Genomic DNA, 20,463 nt, shown 5'->3' with positions numbered 1-20,463 from the left:
AGGATACAGTCGAAAAAAGATGATGCAGATCGTCTGTTGTATTGCAAGCATCTTCATTTTAAATCCCTCTTCTCACTAACTTATCCAAAAAGTGTAACTAAGTCAAAGGATTTTTAAACGTCCAGCTACTAATGCATGATGGATGATCGCTTTATGCGACCCCAAAACTGGGAAGCCATGCAATTAGGGCGTATAACCCCTTCCATACAATCAAAAAAACAAGCTAACAAAAATCACAATCCTCTTGTGTTTTTGTTAGCTTGATAATGTTAGTGTTATACCCTTATTTATATATTGGTATATCAAAAACTAATTTATAAGAGTTTACTAAACTATATAAATTATGAAGCTGGAAGATTTGTTTTTCTGCCCAGCCAATGTCTGTTGCGTATTGATGGGTGGCTTTTCCAGTGGCACTGGCTCCGTCTGGATTCCATCTCATTTTATATAAAGTGTTTTGGTTCGCATAAATATAGCCATTTGAAATATATTTTGCTCCACCAATGATGGCTTGTTCAGGTGTAAACCATCCGGCATTATAGGCAAATTGGGCACCTTTCGCAACCGCATCTCCATCGAAAGCACCGATCCCATACATGTTATAAACGGTTTTTCCGTTTACTTTTACTCCATTAGCTAGAGCGGATTTACCATTTCCGGTTTCAAGCAAGGCGTGAGAGATTAAATACATTTCATTCACACCTAGTGATTCTCCTGCTTGGATAAACGCAGATGCTTTCCCGCTTAATATACCTTTTCCAGAGAGAATTCGATCATTAACCTCTTTTTCCTGGACCTTGGTTGATGTGGCTAGATTGACAAACTGCAAGGATTTGATCGGATCTTCGGCAGAATTATTGGGATCTAGGTATTGCTTCACATCTTTAGGACTTGCATTGACCCATGTTTTATTAAAATCAACCTGATACCAGGTATAACCGTCCGTACCTTTTACTGAAGAAACGATTTTTAGTTGGGTACCATTCGATACCTGACCCACGGTCCAAAAGTCTGTCCCGGCTCCGCCTCTAACATTCCAGCCATTACCTTGAACCGTTCCTACATTAGATTTGGAATTCACGGCTAACGCATCTTCTCTAATGTATGTATGATATTTCGTATCTGTTTGTGGGTTTGCTTTCATTTGGATGTTCACAAATTCGTCCAATGTAAGATCGTACTTACTATAGATTGTTTCCTTTGCTTGTCCTTGTGGCACTTTCATTTCAGCGGTTAAATATTGTGTGCTCACATATCCGATTTTTCCATTCGCTGAAACTTTTGACCAGCCATTTTTCTCCGAAAAAATTTTTACCGCTGTCCCTCTAGACAATTTGGTTATGATCGATCCGCTCGTTGATGCGGAAGAACGCATGTTTAAGCTTGAGCCCTGATCCACGCTAACATACCTAACTTCTTTTTCGATACTAGTGTCATGATCATCAGCATTTTCGCTTGTGTCCGAAAGGAATTCGGATTCTACATAGCCATCTTCTCCATAGACACGAATCTTAGTCCAGCCATTTTCTTCCGAGTAGATTTGCACGGGGACCCCAGATGCGAGTCTCACTATGACAGAGGCACTCGTTGACGGTTTTGTATACATACTTACTCCGGAAGTGGACGCACCCGCAATATATTTCGTTCTTGGTGCTGTCTCATTCGCATTTTCTTTAGCTGCTTTTAAAAATTGACTACTTACATAACCTGTTTTCCCGTTTACTTTCACCTTCGCCCAGCCATTAGACTCCGATTCTACTGTAACTGCCGTGCCATTTGATAAACCTGCAAGGACGGATGAACTCGTGCTTGCACTGCTGCGTAAGTTCAAAGTCGAGCCCGCATTTACAGATACATATTTTGTCTCGGTCTTAGATGGTGAGGTCGGCGCTGTCGGCTGTTTCGACGGTGTACTTGCCTTCCCTGTTAAAAACTGACTACTTACATAACCTGTTTTCCCGTTTACTTTCACCTTCGCCCAGCCATTAGACTCCGATTCTACTGTAACTGCCGTGCCATTTGATAAACCTGCAAGGACGGATGAACTCGTGCTTGCACTACTGCGCAAGTTCAAAGTCGAGCCCGCATTCACGGATACATATTTCGTCTCGGTCTTAGATGGTGAGGTCGGCGCTGTTGGCTGTTTCGACGGTGTACTTGCCTTCCCTGTTAAAAACTGACTACTTACATAACCTGTTTTCCCGTTTACTTTCACCTTCGCCCAACCTTTGGACTCCGATTCGACCGTAACCGCTGTGCCATTAGATAAACCTGCTAGGACAGATGCACTCGTGCTTGCACTACTGCGGAGGTTCAAAGTTGAGCCCGCATTCACGGATACAAATTTCGTCTCGGACTTAGATGGTGGTGTTGGCGTTGTTGGCTGTTTCGATGGTGTACTTGCCTTCCCTGTTAAAAACTCACTGCTTACATATCCCGTTTTCCCATTTACTTTCACCTTTGCCCAACCTTTAGACTCTGATTCTACTGTAACCGCTGTGCCGTTCGATAGACTTGCAATAATCGATGCACTCGTGCTTGCACTGCTGCGTAAGTTCAAAGTCGAGCCCGCATTTACAGATACATATTTTGTCTCGGTCTTAGATGGTGAGGTCGGCGCTGTCGGTTTTTTCGGCGATGTACTTGCCTTCCCTGTTAAAAACTGGCTGCTTACATATCCCGTTTCTCCATTTACTTTCACCTTTGCCCAACCTTTAGACTCTGATTCTACTGTAACCGCTGTGCCGTTTGATAGACCTGCAAGGACGGATGAACTCGTGCTTGCATTACTCCGTAAGTTCAAAGTCGAGCCCGCATTCACGGATACATATTTCGTCTCGGTCTTAGATGGTGGTGTCGGCGTTGTCGGCTTTTTCGACGGCGGACTTGCCTTCCCTGTTAAAAACTGACTGCTTACATATCCCGTTTTTCCATTTACTTTCACCTTCGCCCAGCCATTAGATTCCGATTCTACTGTAACTGCCGTGCCATTAGATAAACCTGCAAGGACGGATGAACTCGTACTTGCATTACTCCGTAAGTTCAAAGTCGAGCCCGCATTTACAGATACATATTTTGTCTCGGACTTAGATGGTGGTGTTGGCGTTGTCGGCTGTTTCGATGGTGTACTTGCCTTCCCTGTTAAAAACTGACTGCTTACATATCCTGTTTTTCCATTTACTTTCACCTTCGCCCAGCCATTGGACTCCGATTCGACCGTAACCGCTGTGCCATTTGATAAACCTGCAAGGACGGATGAACTCGTGCTTGCATTACTCCGTAAGTTCAAAGTCGAGCCCGCATTTACAGATACATATTTTGTCTCGGACTTAGATGGTGAGGTTGGCGTTGTTGGCTTTTTCGACGGCGGACTTGCCTTCCCTGTTAAAAACTGGCTGCTTACATATCCCGTTTTTCCATTTACTTTCACCTTCGACCAGCCATTAGACTCCGATTCTACTGTAACCGCTGTGCCGTTAGATAAACCTGCAAGGACGGATGAACTCGTACTTGCATTACTCCGTAAGTTCAAAGTCGAGCCCGCATTTACAGATACATATTTTGTCTCGGACTTAGATGGTGGTGTTGGCGTTGTCGGCTGTTTCGATGGTGTACTTGCCTTCCCTGTTAAAAACTGACTGCTTACATATCCTGTTTTTCCATTTACTTTCACCTTCGCCCAGCCATTAGATTCCGATTCTACTGTAACTGCCGTGCCATTAGATAAACCTGCTAGGACAGATGCACTCGTGCTTGCACTACTGCGGAGGTTCAAAGTTGAGCCCGCATTCACGGATACAAATTTCGTCTCGGACTTAGATGGTGGTGTTGGCGTTGTTGGCTGTTTCGATGGTGTACTTGCCTTCCCTGTTAAAAACTGGCTGCTTACATATCCCGTTTTTCCATTTACTTTCACCTTTGCCCAACCTTTAGACTCGGATTCTACTGTAACTGCCGTGCCATTAGATAAACCTGCTAGGACAGATGCACTCGTGCTTGCACTACTGCGGAGGTTCAAAGTTGAGCCCGCATTCACGGATACAAATTTCGTCTCGGACTTAGATGGTGAAGTTGGCGCTGTCGGCTGTTTCGACGGCGGACTCGTTTTCCCTGTTAAAAACTGACTACTTACATATCCTGTTTTTCCATTGGCTTTAATTTTCGACCAGCCACCAGACTCCGATAGAACTATGACGGAAGTCCCTTTTGCTAGTTTACTAATGATTGGAGCACTAGTTGAGGCACCATCTCGCATATTCAGGGTAGATCCTGCATCCACGGCTACGTATTTTTCGTTATGCTGGGATTCAATTCCGCTTGGTGGCTCTGCTGCCTGTATCTTTTGCTCAAATGCAACCGTCGATAAGACCGCAAAACACAAACTAGGTAAAATGACCCTTTTTTTCATTTTAACTACTCCTTTCTACATAGAATTATATCGTATAATTCGAGTTTAATATACAAATTCCTCTTATAATACCAAAAAATGTCTATTTTAATAAAATCGAAGCCTTATAAATCCCTACCAACGGACTATTACCAACTAAATTCGGTGTAAATCTAGATTCTCTAGTCCTTCAGACCATTTACCTTTTTATAATCAGTTTTCTATACTTGATGATCTTCGGTCTTTATTCTTAAATCTCTACGAATATCAGTAAAATTCTCCGGTGATCAAAGTAGCATTATGTCTAAAAGATTTCTTAAGTTCATACTGACCTTTTTCCAGACGGTCAAGCCTATTATCCATCTACTTGTCTCCTACAGTCATCTCAAAAGCTCTTTAACACTATATTAAAAAGGCTCCCTGGTTTACCGGGCACCCTTGGGTAGGCCGGGTAACGAAAAAACTGAATAATCTGCACCCGTTGCGGAGGATTGGCACAACGGAAGAGATTGCAGAGGCTATTATCTGGTTGTGTTCGGATAAATCGTCTTATGTAACCGGACATTCTTTGGTAATCGACGGAGGAAGAACAGCTGACGAATGATTCCTACAATACATGTAAGCAAGCAAGGTTACCGATTAGGTCATTCAGTACGATTTCCAATAGATATACTGATTCATAGCGCCCAAAATCAGACGGAGGTCGCCAAAATGGTCAGATTGGCCGATTCTATGAGACCAAAACCAGGTGGAGATCGCAAAAACGGTCACATTGGCGGATTCTATGAGACCAAAATCAGGTGGAGATCACAAAAATGGTCACATAGACCAATTCTATGAGACCGAAATCAGGTGGTGGTCACAAAAACGGTCGCATAGACCGATTCTATGAGAACAAAATCAGGCTGTGGTCGCAAAAATGGTCACATAGACCAATTCTATGAGACCGAAATCTGAGGGAAATCGTAAAATTGTCCCCACACTTTGTATGATTTTCCTTGAGACTCTACAATTTAGTCACTTTTAACATTACAAAAAAATCGGGCTTCTTTTCATGTGTTTTTCTTTCACTTATTTGGTGATGCCCTTAATGGCTTAAAAGATGCCGTTATAACAGGAACGCCGAAGGATACAGAACATGGCGATGAATAATTCAGGATTATATATCCATTTGTTTTTGTTTCCATCTTTTTTTATTACTTCCAATGTATTTCTTCTGTTCTTTCATACTTAATCCTCTGGCCACATTGATTATTATCTAAAAAATCTGATTTGATAAAGATCTTTCCTTTGTCCCCTTTTTCACTATTTGTCTATTACAAGCCGTTATTGATTGATCCATAAATAAGAACATGAGCCTATCTTACATTCGAATAGACAATGGTTGAATTCGCTCCCACGCATGCCCAAGTTGGAGTAACTCTTTTTCTGCAAGATGATTTCCAATAAATTGCATGCCGACAGGAAGCCCTCTTTTATCTAACCCCATCGGTACGGATAAGCTTGGCGCACCTGTTAAATTGGCAGGGACAGTAAAAGGCAGGCAGCGTCTGATCATCTCTAAATTTTGATCAACCCAATTCTTGACAAATGCTGGGGTTGTGGTCGGGATAGTCGGACCGAGCATAATATCGACTTTTTCTAATGCTTTATGAAACGCTTTTACCATCCTTCTTCGAACTTGCTGGGCTTTCAGGTATTGTGGTGCATTCGTTAATGTACCAGATAGAAAGAAGGACCGGATGTCCGTGGAATAATCCTCTGAACGAGTTTGTAACCATTCGTAATGAAAAGTAGAGGCTTCACCGGGCACAATTACATAGCCTGAAAACGTAGATAACGATAATTCGGGTATCTCTATTTCTCTTATTTCAGCTCCTAAACTTTTTAGTGTTACGATTGCATGGTTAAAAAGGCTTTCTACATCTGGGTCTAATCCCTCAAGATAATAGGTAGGAATACCGATCTTTACTCCTTTCATTTCTTTATTTAGATCTTCGGTATAACAAGGAATGGGAACATGAAGGCTTGTGGGATCATTTGCATCATAGCCTGCCATGTACTGAAGCGTGGAGGCCAAATCTGAAACGGATCGTGCCATCGGTCCAGCATGATCCAATGACAGCGCTGTAGGGAAAACACCATACTTGCTAACGAGCCCATAGGTTGGTTTTAACCCGTAAATACCACACATGGCAGCTGGTAAGCGGATGGAGCCAAAAGTATCTGTTCCAGTTGCAATGGTTGTGAGCCCGGCAGCTAAGGCGGCACTACTGCCGCCACTTGAGCCACCTGGCATATACTCGACGTTCCAAGGATTTCTTGTCGTATCAAAGAATGGGTTAGTACCAGTGGATCCAGCGGCAAGTTCATGCATGTTTAGTTTTCCTAACATAATGATACCTGCTCTAAGCAGTTTTTTTACTGTTGTAGCTGTTTTAGTAGGAATGAAATCAGCAAACAGTTTAGAGCCTGCTGTCGTGCGTATGCCTTTTGTATAATAATTGTCCTTGATTCCGAATGGAATTCCGTGTAAAGGCCCTTTATATAGTCCGTGCATGATGTCCGTTTCAACTTCTCTAGCCTGTTTTAGGGCTGATTCGTGAAGAGGCGTGATATATGTGCGGAGGATCGGATCAAACTCGTCTATACGGCGTAATAGATGTTTGGTTAATTCTACAGGAGACAATTGCTTCGCCCTGATTAAGGGGGCAAGTTCTGTTGCCGTTAAAAAGGATAAATCCGTCATTGCAACAACTCCTTATCCACAACCATAATCGGGACTTCTTCGTTTAGAAAAGGGAATGCTTCAAGGGATGCTTGAGTCCGATTGATTGTGTTTAGTATCCGATAAATATAGGGGATGTCTGTTTCATAAGCAGGAAAATTTTGTAAAGACAAGCCTCGTCTTATAAAATTTGTATCATTCATTAACGTACCTCCCTTTTTGTATCATTGTATTGATGATATGAAAGGGGTAATGAAGACAGAACCAGTATGAAAAGTCCTTGAGTATTGGTCCTATTACATATACATTCTATTTTTAGAGGACAATAACTGGATTTTATAGAAGATGGACAGGGAAATACTTCTAGATATTTCCCTAGCAACATACATCTAGATAATCTCATGTCCCCTTGTCTTGTCAACAATACTATGTTCGATTCCAAAAGCGTTGCTGAGCGATCGCAGAGACAAAGTCTTTCCCAAAGTTAGGATTGTTTCCGGCAAAAACAACGCCCGCTGCGGATTTTATTTGAAACTGGGATTGTGCAGTTGTGGCAACACCAATTGGTTTATAATGACTGAATGCTACTCTTATGAAAGACATAACATCTTGATGGAATTTTGCTTCATTTCTAGAGCTGCCGCCAACGACGTATAGCGAGTCAAACAGGTAAGGACTTGATGTGAGAAATGTTTCGTCAACTTTAAGTTTTGTGCCATCTGCGCCCGTGACAGTACCTAGCTGTTCACTTACTCTCTTTATAAAAACACCATTTTGTTGTAGATAGTTTAGCACAGTTGTTACCTCCTTACCGTTAAAACCATTACCAATTAGTACACCTACTGTTTGTGTGTAGGCATAACGAGGGGTATTGGCCTGGCTAAGAGAAGGGTACCTTGTTGAAATAGGGACATGGGTTCCTTTTGGGCGATCGACACCAATATTATCCGCAACGATATAAGCCAGTTCCTGATCTACATTCACCAACTGATCAACGTTTTGCTGGCGAACGGATTCGCTTTTTACTTTTCCTAGTTGATAGCTAAACGCTTCAATCGTGTGTTGCTTTTCAACAGGTGTCATGCTATTCCAAAATATTCTCGGTTGAGAAAAGTAATCCTTGAACGATTCGCTTCTGGCTCTAATTTTGTAGCCATCTACTTTCTCCGGATAACTTTCATAGCCGCCCTCTTCTGGGGGCACCGTGTATGGCGTGTTATTTGCCAGTGAATTTTCGTGATAGTTTACCTGATCAACATCGATTCGCTGTCTCATATAGCCTCGGCGCTGATTATTATGAAACGGGCAGAGTGGCTTGTTAATGGGTAACTCAACGTAATTGGCACTGCCAAGTCGGTGTTGTTGTGCATCTCTATACGCCATTAACCTTCCCTGCAAGACAGGATCATTGGAAAAATCAATTCCTGGAACAACATTCGCAGGATTAAATGCGACTTGTTCTGACTCCGTAAAGTAGTTATCAATGTTTCGATTTAATGTCATCTTCCCAATCCTTTGAACTGGGATGAGCTCTTCTGGCCAAAATTTCGCAGGGTCTAGAATATCAAAATCATATTTGAATTCATCCTCCATCGGAATCAACTGGACGCCTAATTCATATTCAGGATACGCTCCTCGATCAATTGCCTCTCGCAGATCTTTTCGATGGAAGTCGGGATCTATGCCACCTAGCTTTATTGCCTCATCCTGAAGCAGAGAGTGAGCACCCAGGACAGGCTTCCAAACATACCTCATAAAGGTAGCGACTCCTTGTTCATTGACAAATAGGTACGTATTAATGGACCATGATTCCATCATTCGATAGCTTCTTAGAATGCCCCGATCGGACATAATCCACTGCACCATATGAAGTGCTTCAGGATTATTGGCCACATAATCCCAAAACCTGTCATGTGCACCGGTAGCCGTTGGTATATCATCATCCTGCTTAGATTGGTATGCATGCATCGCATCTGGGAACTTCATCGCATCTTGATTAATTAATACAGGCATGGCAATCGTGGTCAGATCGACATTTCCTTCTTCTGTATAAAGCTTAACACCTTGACAGCGTAAATCCCTTGCTGTATCATAGGACCCTTTAGGCCCCTGTACAGTAGAAAAGCGAGTCGTTAATGGCGTCTTTTTGCCCGCCTCCTGTAAAAAGCACGCTTTTGTCACATGTTTCATGGACTGATAACATTCAAACTCTCCATGAGCACTGTAACCTCTTGCATGAACTATTCTTTCCGGTATCTCCTCATGGACAAAATGGGACATTTTTTCAAAAAACTCATAATCTTGACGTAATGCAGGACCGCGTACCCCGGCTTTTAATTGGTCCTGATCTTTGTGATCTTTTTTTTCCTTCCTGTGTCGTCATTGGTTTCCCTGTGTTTTGTATACGGTACTGATCTAATTGTTTCTGTTTAGCATTTGTTTTAAAAGGCTTTTTGTTTCTTGATGACTTATCCATGTTATCACCCTTCCTTACCGTGAAATTTTATAGGAGGTTGTTCAAAAAGTCCGGTAAAAATGACACTGTAAATTTCTTCGTTGGCTTGCTTTTCCGCTGCTCAAAGCTGCGCCGCCTCGAACTTCTTGGTCCTTTTTATCCTCCTTTTTGAACACTCACTATAAGCCCTACTTATATAAATATGAACTTTTATTAAACTTAGAACATTGCCATGATCTTTATCGGCCCCCCTATTTTTAAATTTCCTTTATCCAGTTTTTTCAATTTTTAAGTCTAAGGGCGTCTTTACATCTGACCAAGGGAGACCTATCATAAAAATAATAAGGGCAACATAAAACGGGTGGGATGAGTCCATATTGGGGGAAAATAAAGGATGAAAAGGTCTTTATTAACCGTCGCAAAAGTGCTATTGATTGCTGCTTTTGCTTCCATGTTATCGGGCTGTAGTTTGCTTGCTGCTTTGTTGGCGGAAGAAAAAGGAATTGTTTTCGGTACAGGAACATTTGAAGATGGGATCGAAGAGGAAAAGAATGTTTTTCTCCAAGACGAAGATATTTTATTTGAAGCCTATGTATCTGAAGAGCTTAAAACAACCGCTATCCATTTCACCCTACTGAAAGACGAAGATGACAGTGAAACGATTTATGAGGAATGGGATATATCCGTTGATCCAACCTGGGATCGTTTTCTATACGAGTTTCACCTAGTCGACGAAGACGGCGAATTCGAACCAGGTAATTACATTGTCCGTATGTTTAAAAATGAGACAGAGTACGTGACAGAAGGCATGTTCACCGATGAATAAAGGGACACCAGAAAGCCAGCTTTGACTGACTTTCTGGTGTCCCTTTTAAATGATCGGCACCAAATTCATCACTTTAAAGAAGTGGGAATTGGCTCCTTATTTTCCATACCTATATTGCGTCGGATCAACTGGAGTCCATTCTTTGTTCGGTGAATAGAACCGTAGGAGATCTCCAAATAACACTTGGTCAGATAATTCTAGCTCACGGATGATGGTTTCCCGCAATTCTTCCATTTCTGCTGTCGGTTCTTCAATCACTTCTTTGGTTTGAGTGTCATAGTAAACCCCATCTACCCGACTAAACTTCTCCGTCATAAAGTCCCCATTTCTAAAAGGGACAAAGTCTTGATGCTCTTTTGAGAAAAGATCTGTTCCAAATTGAATATAATCGCGCGCTTCAATGCCCAATAGATGCAAGAGTGTTGGCATGACGTCCATTTGCCCTGCATACTCGTGATTAATGCCGCCACCTTCCACTCCGGGAATTTTAATCATAAAGGGAACACGTTGCAGTTCAGCAGATTTTAGTTTCGTAATCTCTTCCCCAAGCAATTCCTCCATGGCCCGGTTATGATTCGTCGATACGCCATAGTGATCACCATACAGGAAGATGACGGAATCATCATATAAACCAGATTCTTTTAAGCTATTGAAAAATTGTTCCAATGACTCATCCAAATAACGAGCCGTTTGGAAATAGCGATCCACAGACGGATCTCCTGTCGATGCTGGCCCAATCGTAGCATCCTCCTCATCAATGTTATAAGGATGATGGTTCGTCAATGTAATAAGATGAGCATAGAATGGTTGCGGCAAAGATTCAAGATAGGGCATCGATTCCTCAAAGAATGGCTTATCTTTCAAACCATATCCAATGACCTTTTCATCAGCCATGTCATAGTAACTGGCATCAAAGAAATGATCAATCCCAAAGTGTTTATAGATTTCATCCCGGTTCCAGAAAGATTTATAATCCCCGTGAAGGACGGCACTTGTATATCCTTGCTGTTGCTGCAAAATCGCTGGCAATGCCTGGTACGTGTTATTTCCTCTTGTCACAAAGGCAGCACCCTGTGGCAGTCCGTACAAGGAATTATCCATGATTAATTCTGCATCCGCTGTTTTCCCTTGTTCGGTTTGATGAAAAAAGTTATCAAAATAGGTGAAATTTTGGTCTGGATCATGGACTAAGGAATTTAAGAAAGGGGTCACTTCTTCCCCATTTAACCTATAATCAATCAAAAAAGATTGAAAGGACTCAAGATGGATTTTAATGATATTTTTACCGGCAGCCTTCCCAAAGTATTCTGGGTTCGGTTCTGCATACTTTCTCTTCGTATAATTTTCCACTTCAGTGATATCATCGCTGGATGCAAGGACACGTTGCTTGGATGAATTAAAACTTTGAACCGCATCATAAATCATAAAGTTATACGCACCTAGATATTTCACAATATAATTTCGGTCAAATGTTCTCTTTAATAATTGCGGGCGATCAATTTCTGCTAAACCTAGGTTAACCGTAAACAAAAAGACACCTGAAACGAGTACTAGCAATGGTTTCCGCATGGGCAAACGTTCTGTAGACCAGTTCGCTTTTGTTTTGATAAAGAAAACAAGCAACAGAATGAGATCAACCATGTAAAAAAGATCATGCCAAGCAACTAAATCAGCGATGCTTCCTCCAAGACTTCCGAAGTTCCCTGTTTGAGTAAGAACCGGAACAGTAATAAAATCGCTATTAAAACGGTAATAAACGACATTCGCATAAAGGAGCAGATTTAATGTTGTATAGATGGAAAGTAGCCAAACCCCAGCCTTCCTTCCTCTCGCAAATAAAGCTAGTCCGAGAAAGATTAGCCCTGAATTAAGTGGATTAAAGAACAACAGGAATTGTTGCAATATATTGTTAACTCCTAAGTCAAACTCCACCTGATAGATAATATACGATTTAATCCAAAAGCAAAGGACGATAACGGAAAAGAAACCAGCTTTTGACGTTAAAAACTTCCTCATTATGCTCACCGCGTTACATTCTCCCTTCCGTATATTGCAATCGTTAAACTGATCCCATCCATAAATACACTTTTTTCATATTACCCACTTTCTATATTATAAAACATTACTTTTTGATTTCAATGAAATGATATTCCGTTGAATCGCTTACGTCCATTTTTTAAGCTTTTCTGAGACAAAAATGACACATAAGCACCTAACCCATCCCCTTCCTTATTCTAAAAATGTTTTCATTCTATATTAACAAAAAACATCAAAAGAATGAAGCCCTTTTCCAGCTCAGCTTACATAAAATGAGCAAGATATTCGATATTTATTCAAAAATGAAAGGATATATTTGTCCCATACATCTTACGATATACCAAGGTACTTCTCCACCTTGGGTTTATTCCCATTTGGCTATGATCAAGTCAGCATTTTTCGTAAGGATGGTATATGCTCTTTCGGAAATCCATGCGTTTTCGTGCTGATGGTCTAGTAATAATTTAAACCTTTCCATGTGTTTGACTACTTTTTTGGCCATTCCTTTGTCCTCATAGTGCCCTACAGCGGTTAAATGAATTTTTAAAGCATGAGCACTATCGTTACTAAACTCCCCATCTTCTCCGAAACGCTCAATCATTTCCTTTAGATCGGCTGCATTATTTACTGGAGGTGTATTCTCATCAGCTATAGTATAATTCGTAAAATTAGCTTTCGTATTCTCATTTATCACTCCTACACTTATGTTTCCATTCATCTCTATCACTCTTTCCAGCATTCTTTCTCCATTTAAGTAGAACCGAAAAACATCTCCTGTCTTTTCAACTTTCAATGTTTGTGGTTCATAGAGCTTTACATTGGTTGGTAAGTCGGCCCCCTCCCAGCCTAGTTCTCGGTCACTATATTTCATAAAGGTCTCTAATTGATGAATATCTTTATTAAAGAAGGCCGATACAATTGTCCCTTTTTCATCCATAATTGTAATACCGTATTTAGGAAATCCTTCCTTTCCTTGTTTCACCCATTCAATATCAGCAGAGACACTGAAATCACCCGTAACCACTTCGTCTCTATATATTTCTTTCCAGTCAGGGCTATATTCCACACGACTTGTTACACTTTCATCATCGATAATGTCCCATTTTCCCGAAAATGCCCCGGTTATTGGAGAAGGTCCCCAGCCATCTATATAATCTGAATCTTTGTCTTCCAAAATTCTAACAATGATTTCTTTCGATTTATGACGATTGGGATCCCGAACTGTTACAGTCGTTACTCCCAACTGAACACCAGTTATTTTTACTTTCTTTTCATCTATATCATCTATTTGGATAAGATCTGATTGAGCTACTTCCCACACAAACGGCTCCGTCACAGATAACCAATCTGGTTTAGCGTGAGCAGTAAGTTCGATCGACTCCCCGACCTCTAATTCCACATTTTCTTCACTGACAGCCATTCTATCGATTTCTCCGTCATCAGGTGTTTCACGCCAGATAGAATGTAAATGATAGAAATCGAGTGAAACAATATCCACACGACCGCCCTTTGTGTATAGTTCTATTCCCTTATTTGTCGGTTTTGTGTAAATCAGATTGGTAAACACATATTCTCCATCGTTCACAAACAGTTCTACAGAGGATTCATCGACAAAACCATGAATTTTTAACTGTTTTCGATCCTTGGAAAAGTTTGTTTCAAACCGCTTACCAAATTGAAACAGTTTACCATCGCGATCGATTAAAGTCTCCAGACCTGCGTTGGTTCGATCAAGAAAAACAGTTTCCGTATCAGTATTCACTCCTACCACCGTTTCCTCTGTTTCCGATTGCCGGAGACGAATGCCAAACTCATTCACTTGATCCCATTCAACGACCGCTTCGAATTCATAAGTAGTCCCAGCGAAATCACTGATTTCACGTTCACCTTCTAATGTAAAGGCATCCACAGAATACTCAGTCGCACGGATACTTTTTAGTTCACGGATGGGCTCTTGGAATAGACGGATACCATCCTCCGTGGTTTTTAATGACAATTCCCGCGGTATCGACATGGACCCCATCCAAGGTTCTGTAGGGGATTGGTATGGATAACGCCAATTGGCCATCCAGCCTAACCACACCCTACGCCCATCCTCTTCAGGAATGTTTGCAAAGGACTGGGCTGCATAATAGTCTTGGCCAAAGTCCGTTACCAAAACACTTTCAGGTGGATTATCATTCACAAATTGCTTTCCATCAAACTCCCCGATAAAATATTGCGCAGTGGAACCATCTGTCACAGGATTATCGCCAACACTTACATGAAGTACCCACTTTTGGTTATCTTCATTTCCATCCACAGGTAATCGAAATAAATCTGGGCATTCCCACACAGCCACATGGGAGCCTTCTCTATCTCCAAAACGACTTTGGTATTCCCAATCTAGTAAATTATCCGAATTATAAAAAGTAACACTTTGATTCGTAGAGACAACCATCACCCATTTTTTAGATTCTTCATGCCAAAATACCTTCGGATCTCGGAAATCTTTCATACCAGGATTTTCAATGACTGGGTTCCCCTTATAACGTTCCCATGTTCGCCCATTATCTTTACTATAAGCAATACTTTGAGCCTCACCACCGTCTGTATTCGTATAAATGGCTACCAAACCAGGTTTTCCATTAAAAAAACCAGTTGAATCATTCCAATCTACTACGGCACTTCCGGATAAGGCTTGTCCTAACTCATCATGCTCTAAGGCAATGGGAAGATGCTCCCAATGGACCAAATCCTTACTTACAGCATGTGCCCATGTCCCCATTTTCTGGTGAAACAAATGATATTCACTCTCGAAATAAACGAGTCCGTTTGGATCCGCAAGCCTTCCTGTTTCTGTAGAAAAATGATATTGTGGGCGGTATTTTTCCGTGTAATAATCGTCCGCATCTATGCGCTTCAATTCCTCTTCCCCTTTCGTTCTATTGGAATCCTTTGCATTCACACAATCATTTCCTAATAATATCACCATAACTATAACAAAAATGGGGACAAAGCTTTTTTTTATCCTATACATATGGTCGCCTCCTCCTCACAGACATACTCCTTCAATAAAAAAGGTATTCACAATCACTCGCAGATTCATATTCAGCCTATGAAAATTTCACAAAAACAGCCAGAGGTATAAATGAAACAGTTCCTCTGGCTGCAGTCTTGATGTTTCTTTAAATGGAAGGGATAGAGAACTTTCCATGCACGACATTTACTTTTCCCTCCGTTGTGAAAAGGGAGATACTTTCACATGCCTTTTCAGGATAGACTAAACTCGTTAATGCTTGTTCTCCTTCATTGATAAATAATTCTAAAGATGACGAATCCATAATGATTCGTAGCTTCATTTTGTTCGTATCCTCAAGTTTCACCTTTTGTGCTCTTGAAAAATTATCGGAAAAATCCACTTTCCCTGAGTTTTTTCGATCCAATAATAATATATTTTCATTTTTATCGATTGTAATCCTTGTATATTGTTTTTTCGTATGATGTATCGTCAATCCATACTGACTAGCGTCTACACTTTCTAATATGAGTTCGACTTCGGCATACTCTGAATCAAGCTCATAGATGTTGGTATCCTCCGTACCAATGATGACATTACTTATTTCTTCTTTTGTGGTGAAGTACGTATCCAGTTCTCTTACCACTTTTTGAACAATATGAAAATCCCCGCCAGTTTCTCTAAGCATCAATTCCCTAGGCAAGGTCATCTGACTTCTCCAGCCTTCTGTCGGTACATGATTAGCATAACGCCAGTTACTCATCCAACCAAGATAAATTCTTCGCCCATCCTCTCTAGGAATATCCGAAAAACTAACACCTGCATAGTTGTCTTTTCCAAAGTCCAACCATTTCATATCCTCATGTTCGGGCACAAATTTATTTCCGTCAAAAGATCCAACAAAGTATTGCGTGCGCGAGCCTGTCTCAAATTGAGGATTATCTCCAATACTGACGAAGAGAACCCACTTTTTTTCATTTGAATTGTCTACATTTAATTCAAATAAATCTGGACATTCCCATACACCATCATGTGAACCCATATTCTCACCAAATTCACTTTCAAATTTCCAAGCTTTTAGATTAGGAGAAGAATAGATCGATACCGTTTGTCCCGTCGCCAATACCATAATCCAGCTTTGACTAGCTTCATCCCAAAATACTTTTGGATCCCTAAAATCAATTTTAGTGGGATGTTTCAGCACTGGGTTGCCGGCATACTTTATCCATGTTCTTCCTTGATCATGACTATAAGCCAAGCTTTGTGTCTGGATAGGCGTTTGATTTTCCCTTTCTAAATGGTGAGTAAAAATAGCCACCAAACCTGGCTCTTCGGGGAAAAATCCAGATGTATTATCCCAATCGACAACGGCACTCCCTGAAAAGATCGTCCCATGTTCATCCGGATATAAAGCGATATCCAATTCTTCCCATTTAATCAAATCCTTACTAACGGCATGGCCCCAGTGCATGGGGCCATGTCTACTATCATTCGGATTATGTTGAAAAAATAAATGATATTCACCTTTAAAAAATACTAAACCATTTGGATCATTCATCCAATTTCTCTGAGGTGCAAAATGCAATATCGGTCTGTATTTTTCAAGTTTAATAATCTCCAATGCCTTGCCTCCTATTGATGATTGACCGTTCTGTCATATCCATCCTATTTAATTTTTATCCATTTATCGAGATTAAACCGTTTAAGTTCTTTTAGATAATCGTCCCATTCTTCACCTATCTTTCCATTTTTAATCCATTCAGCGCGTTTTCTATTCACATAATCAAATAGATCTGTTTCTATCTTCGACAATTCATCTGTTTCTTCTAATGAAAAGAAAACATTTGGATAATATTTATCATTTTTGATATAAGGGACAATATATTCTTGCAATAAATCTAATCTCCAAGCAGCATCATCAGGCATTGTTGTAACAGTCCCATAATATTCATCCAGTATGGCTAAAGGCCCTGCAACATTAGTTTTTTCCCTTAATTCTACTGGTGCTGTTCCTTCTAATGGAAGATGTTTTAACATATCAGCTTCTTTATCATATTCAAAAATATTTTGCTGTTTTGTATCACCATAAGTCCCCCAGTTATTTTGCACAGATTGATGAGGTTCATATAGCTGATCAATCCATTTCGCTGTCAGCTCTAAATTTATATTGATCAATAAGGTCTTCCACCGGGATAATCGTTTCATCTTTAGCATATTTTAGTAAATCATAGTTACTAAAACCCGCATCCAAAATGGCATCCGGTAATTCTCCACTTGCAAGGGCTAAATTTCTCTTTTCAATAAAGGCATCATGTGTATAATTTTTCCAATCAATATCGAAAGATGCTAATTTGTATTTTGATGTAACCAATGTTAACTTAAAAAACTGCTTTTCCTAAGTAGTGAATATTCAGTTCCTAGGATTGCAGTCCATACCATTCGTTCACTTTATGAATGAATGATCCATTACAATAACAACCACTGTAGTTTAGGATTCCGCTTTATTTTTAGGCTGAAAAGCCAAGCTTCTCATAAAGTTTGCAAATGCGTTATTTCGCCTTTTTCAGCAAAATAACATCTGCTTTTGTTGACACCATGTCGTCTGCCAAAATCGCAATTTTGGCATCTACTTTATCAATTCTTTCGCCTAAGTTCTTTTCTACTGAATCCAGTTTATCATCGACTGCATTTATTTTCTCAGTTAACTTTTCCTCCGTTGCCTTTAACTGCTCCATAAACTTTTCCTCTGTTGCATTTAACTGCCCCATAAACTTTTCTTCCGTTGCCTTTAATTGATCCATAAACTTTTCTTCCGTTGCCTTTAATTGATCCGACAATTCCAGTATTGCTTGTACAACAGCATTTTGTTCCACTTTTATTCCCTCTCCTTCTCCGTTCTATCTTATCTATATTTTATTATACCATTTTATCTTGCCTTAATCCTAACCCTAATATTTAAAACTCAGTTTATAAAAAGTGATCTGGATAACCTTTTTCACCCCCCTCCCTTTGCACTTTTTTGTAACATTTTCCTTGTAATAAGAAGAGCGCAAGCGCCTTGGTCAGCCCCGACAAGCAAATGTTCTGAGACAAGAAAAGTCCGGGTTTGACTTTTATTGGCTCAGGTTATTTGACCTCGAGGGGCTAGGCGCTGGAGCTGGATCTCACACTAGCCAAATTTTCTTTCCTACCTTTTAAAAAAGGGTGATAGGAAAAAAATGCCATTTTCCTCCTTATAGTATGATAAGATAGAATTAGTAATGAGACTTCTTTTCTTGGAAGGAGATATACTTAAATGAGCGTTGATGATTCCCTAAAGAGGACACTATTTACAAAAGCATTTATAAAAGATCCTTACCCTGCCTATGCACAGCTAAGAGAGGATGAACCAGTTGCCCGTGTATTGCTACCCGACGGGCAATATGCATGGATCATCACAAGGTACGAAGATGCACTTGAAGGATTAAAAAGTCAAAAGTTTATCAAAGATTTTAGAAAACTTAATAATAATAGTGAAGATCATGAGAGTATATTTAGTGAAAATATGCTTTTTGCTGATATGCCGGATCATAGACGATTACGTAGACTTGTTTCCACAGCGTTTACACCACATATGATCGCAGGAATGAGGGATCGTATTCAGGAAATCACTGATGAACTGCTTGAAGAAACCGCTGGACAAGATAAAATGAATCTGATTGATGAGTTTGCCTTCCCGCTTCCGATTATCGTCATCTGTGAAATGCTTGGAATTCCTGCCGAAGATCGAGATAAATTCCGTATCTGGTCTAACTCTATGATTGAGGGTTCGGGTGGTAAATACTCAGAGAATCTGGAACAACATATGATCGATTTCACCCAATACCTGCAACAACGGTTCGCAGCTGTACGCAAAAATCCGGAAAATGATTTGATTAGTAAACTCATTATTGCCGAGGAGCAAGGTGATCAACTAACAGAAAAAGAGTTATATGGTGTCGTGTCATTATTAATAATTGCCGGGCATGAGACAACCGTGAACTTTATCGGCAATAGCATCATGGCTCTATTAGAAAACCCGGATCAATTGGAAATGCTAAAAAAGGAACCTGAATTAATCAAAACTGCCATTGAAGAAACCCTCCGATATAATGATCCTGTTGAGTTTAGTACATCCCGCTGGGTGGGGGAAGATATGGAATTTAAAGGGCAGTCGATGAAGAAAGGTGAGCTGGTCATTGTAGTTCTGAATTCAGCAAACCACGATCCTGATCAATTTACTGATCCAGACACTCTCGACATCACCCGAGAGAAAAATAAACATTTGGCATTCGGAAAAGGTATCCACGCCTGTCTAGGGGCACCGCTTGCACGTTTAGAGGGTGAAATTGCAATTACCAGTTTCTTCAAACGCTATCCAAATGCCCGAATGAATGCTGACCCAAATGATCTCGAGTGGAGAGCGGGAATGATTGTTAGGGGAGTAAGAGAATTACCGCTATTATTAGATGGTTCGTCTTTTTAGAGAAAATAGTGTCCCCGTTGGCAAATAAACGAGCAGTCCGATGAATAAATATTATCGGACTGCTCGTTTCAGTAACCAACACTTAGCAAAATGAATCATTTTTGTTTGGGTTACTTAACCCGAAGAGCGGGCGGATGTACAAGGCAACAAAGGTTCCAATGATTGCCATAATTGCCCAAATCCAACCATGCAGACTGAAAGAGGCAATCCCACTAAAATACGCTCCAATGTTACACCCAAAGGCAAGTCGAGCACCATAACCCATCAATAAACCTCCAACAAGAGAAGCAAGTGCTACCCCCATTTTGAATTTCTTAGGTTTAAATAATCCTCCAGAAGAAGAGGCAATAAAAGCTCCAAGAATGATCCCAAAATTTATAACACTGGTTGAATCCATGAAAACAGAAGAAATCACAGACCACCCGTTCAACGGGTGGTTTGACTCAGCCCTGTAAGGGCATGTTACTGGCAACGCCTTAAAGGCGTAGTTTCGCAAGCCGGTCATTGTCCTTAATTGTTAATTTTATC

Annotated in this window: 11 protein-coding genes and 3 pseudogenes; 3 read left to right on the top strand and 11 right to left on the bottom strand. The window is 40.5% G+C overall.

From position 1 onward, the window contains the following. Window positions 1-283: 283 nt before the first annotated feature. Window positions 284-4,408, bottom strand: a complete 4,125-nt coding sequence (locus MUB24_RS15550) for an SH3 domain-containing protein (RefSeq protein ID WP_244705644.1) — start codon at window positions 4,406-4,408, stop codon at window positions 284-286. 385 nt (window positions 4,409-4,793) lie between these two features. On the opposite strand from MUB24_RS15550, the gene MUB24_RS15545 reads away from it, so the two are divergent. Beyond that, window positions 4,794-4,991, top strand: coding sequence for an SDR family oxidoreductase (locus tag MUB24_RS15545; protein ID WP_313898459.1), 198 nt, complete (start codon window positions 4,794-4,796; stop codon window positions 4,989-4,991). Window positions 4,992-5,750: 759 nt separating this feature from the next. Here the strand turns inward: MUB24_RS15545 and MUB24_RS15540 are convergent. From MUB24_RS15540 to MUB24_RS15530, 3 genes and pseudogenes are all read right to left on the bottom strand, one after another. Then, window positions 5,751-7,136 carry an amidase gene (locus MUB24_RS15540; RefSeq protein WP_244705639.1) on the bottom strand — a complete coding sequence of 462 codons (1,386 nt, stop codon included), beginning with the start codon at window positions 7,134-7,136 and terminating at the stop codon, window positions 5,751-5,753. Further along, window positions 7,133-7,318 (bottom strand): hypothetical protein, encoded by a 186-nt coding sequence (locus MUB24_RS15535; protein WP_244705637.1) that lies wholly within the window; start codon window positions 7,316-7,318, stop codon window positions 7,133-7,135. Before MUB24_RS15535 ends, MUB24_RS15540 begins: the two co-directional genes overlap by 4 nt. A 223-nt stretch (window positions 7,319-7,541) precedes the next feature. Then, window positions 7,542-9,591 (bottom strand): annotated as a pseudogene (locus MUB24_RS15530) (catalase). Between the two features lie 373 nt (window positions 9,592-9,964). Here MUB24_RS15530 and MUB24_RS15525 point away from each other — a divergent pair. After that, window positions 9,965-10,396 carry a hypothetical protein gene (locus tag MUB24_RS15525; RefSeq protein ID WP_244705635.1) on the top strand — a complete coding sequence of 144 codons (432 nt, stop codon included), beginning with the start codon at window positions 9,965-9,967 and terminating at the stop codon, window positions 10,394-10,396. 96 nt (window positions 10,397-10,492) lie between these two features. On the opposite strand, the gene ltaS is transcribed toward MUB24_RS15525, so the two are convergent. The 6 genes and pseudogenes from ltaS to MUB24_RS15495 all read right to left on the bottom strand — a co-directional run bounded on the left by ltaS (window position 10,493) and on the right by MUB24_RS15495 (window position 18,304). After that, a complete protein-coding gene (gene ltaS / locus MUB24_RS15520) occupies window positions 10,493-12,412 on the bottom strand; it encodes a lipoteichoic acid synthase (RefSeq protein WP_244705713.1) in 1,920 nt (639 codons plus the stop codon). A 385-nt stretch (window positions 12,413-12,797) separates the two neighbouring features. Continuing rightward, the gene (locus MUB24_RS15515) at window positions 12,798-15,452 is read right to left on the bottom strand and encodes a glycoside hydrolase family 32 protein (RefSeq protein ID WP_244705633.1); all 2,655 of its coding nucleotides are present in this window, start codon (window positions 15,450-15,452) and stop codon (window positions 12,798-12,800) included. Window positions 15,453-15,600: 148 nt separating this feature from the next. After that, complete coding sequence (locus MUB24_RS15510; protein ID WP_244705631.1) at window positions 15,601-17,052, bottom strand: glycoside hydrolase family 32 protein; 1,452 nt, start codon at window positions 17,050-17,052, stop codon at window positions 15,601-15,603. A 44-nt stretch (window positions 17,053-17,096) separates the two neighbouring features. Beyond that, a pseudogene (locus MUB24_RS15505) lies at window positions 17,097-17,600 on the bottom strand (ABC transporter substrate-binding protein); the annotation flags it as partial. Next, window positions 17,566-17,802 (bottom strand): hypothetical protein, encoded by a 237-nt coding sequence (locus tag MUB24_RS15500; protein WP_244705629.1) that lies wholly within the window; start codon window positions 17,800-17,802, stop codon window positions 17,566-17,568. The pseudogene MUB24_RS15505 and the gene MUB24_RS15500, both read right to left, overlap by 35 nt. Before the next feature lie 178 nt (window positions 17,803-17,980). After that, a complete protein-coding gene (locus MUB24_RS15495) occupies window positions 17,981-18,304 on the bottom strand; it encodes a hypothetical protein (protein WP_244705627.1) in 324 nt (107 codons plus the stop codon). A 422-nt stretch (window positions 18,305-18,726) separates the two neighbouring features. On the opposite strand from MUB24_RS15495, the gene MUB24_RS15490 reads away from it, so the two are divergent. Next, on the top strand, window positions 18,727-19,935 hold the full coding sequence (locus MUB24_RS15490) for a cytochrome P450 family protein (RefSeq protein WP_244705625.1): 1,209 nt from the start codon (window positions 18,727-18,729) through the stop codon (window positions 19,933-19,935). A gap of 82 nt (window positions 19,936-20,017) precedes the next feature. Here MUB24_RS15490 and MUB24_RS15485 read toward each other — a convergent pair. Further along, a pseudogene (locus MUB24_RS15485) lies at window positions 20,018-20,362 on the bottom strand (YeeE/YedE thiosulfate transporter family protein); the annotation flags it as partial. Window positions 20,363-20,463: the final 101 nt, after the last annotated feature.

It is taken from the genome of Lederbergia sp. NSJ-179 (assembly GCF_022867885.1).
Lineage (GTDB): Bacteria > Bacillota > Bacilli > Bacillales > Bacillaceae_C > Lederbergia.
This window is presented reverse-complemented; position numbering and strand designations above follow the sequence as displayed.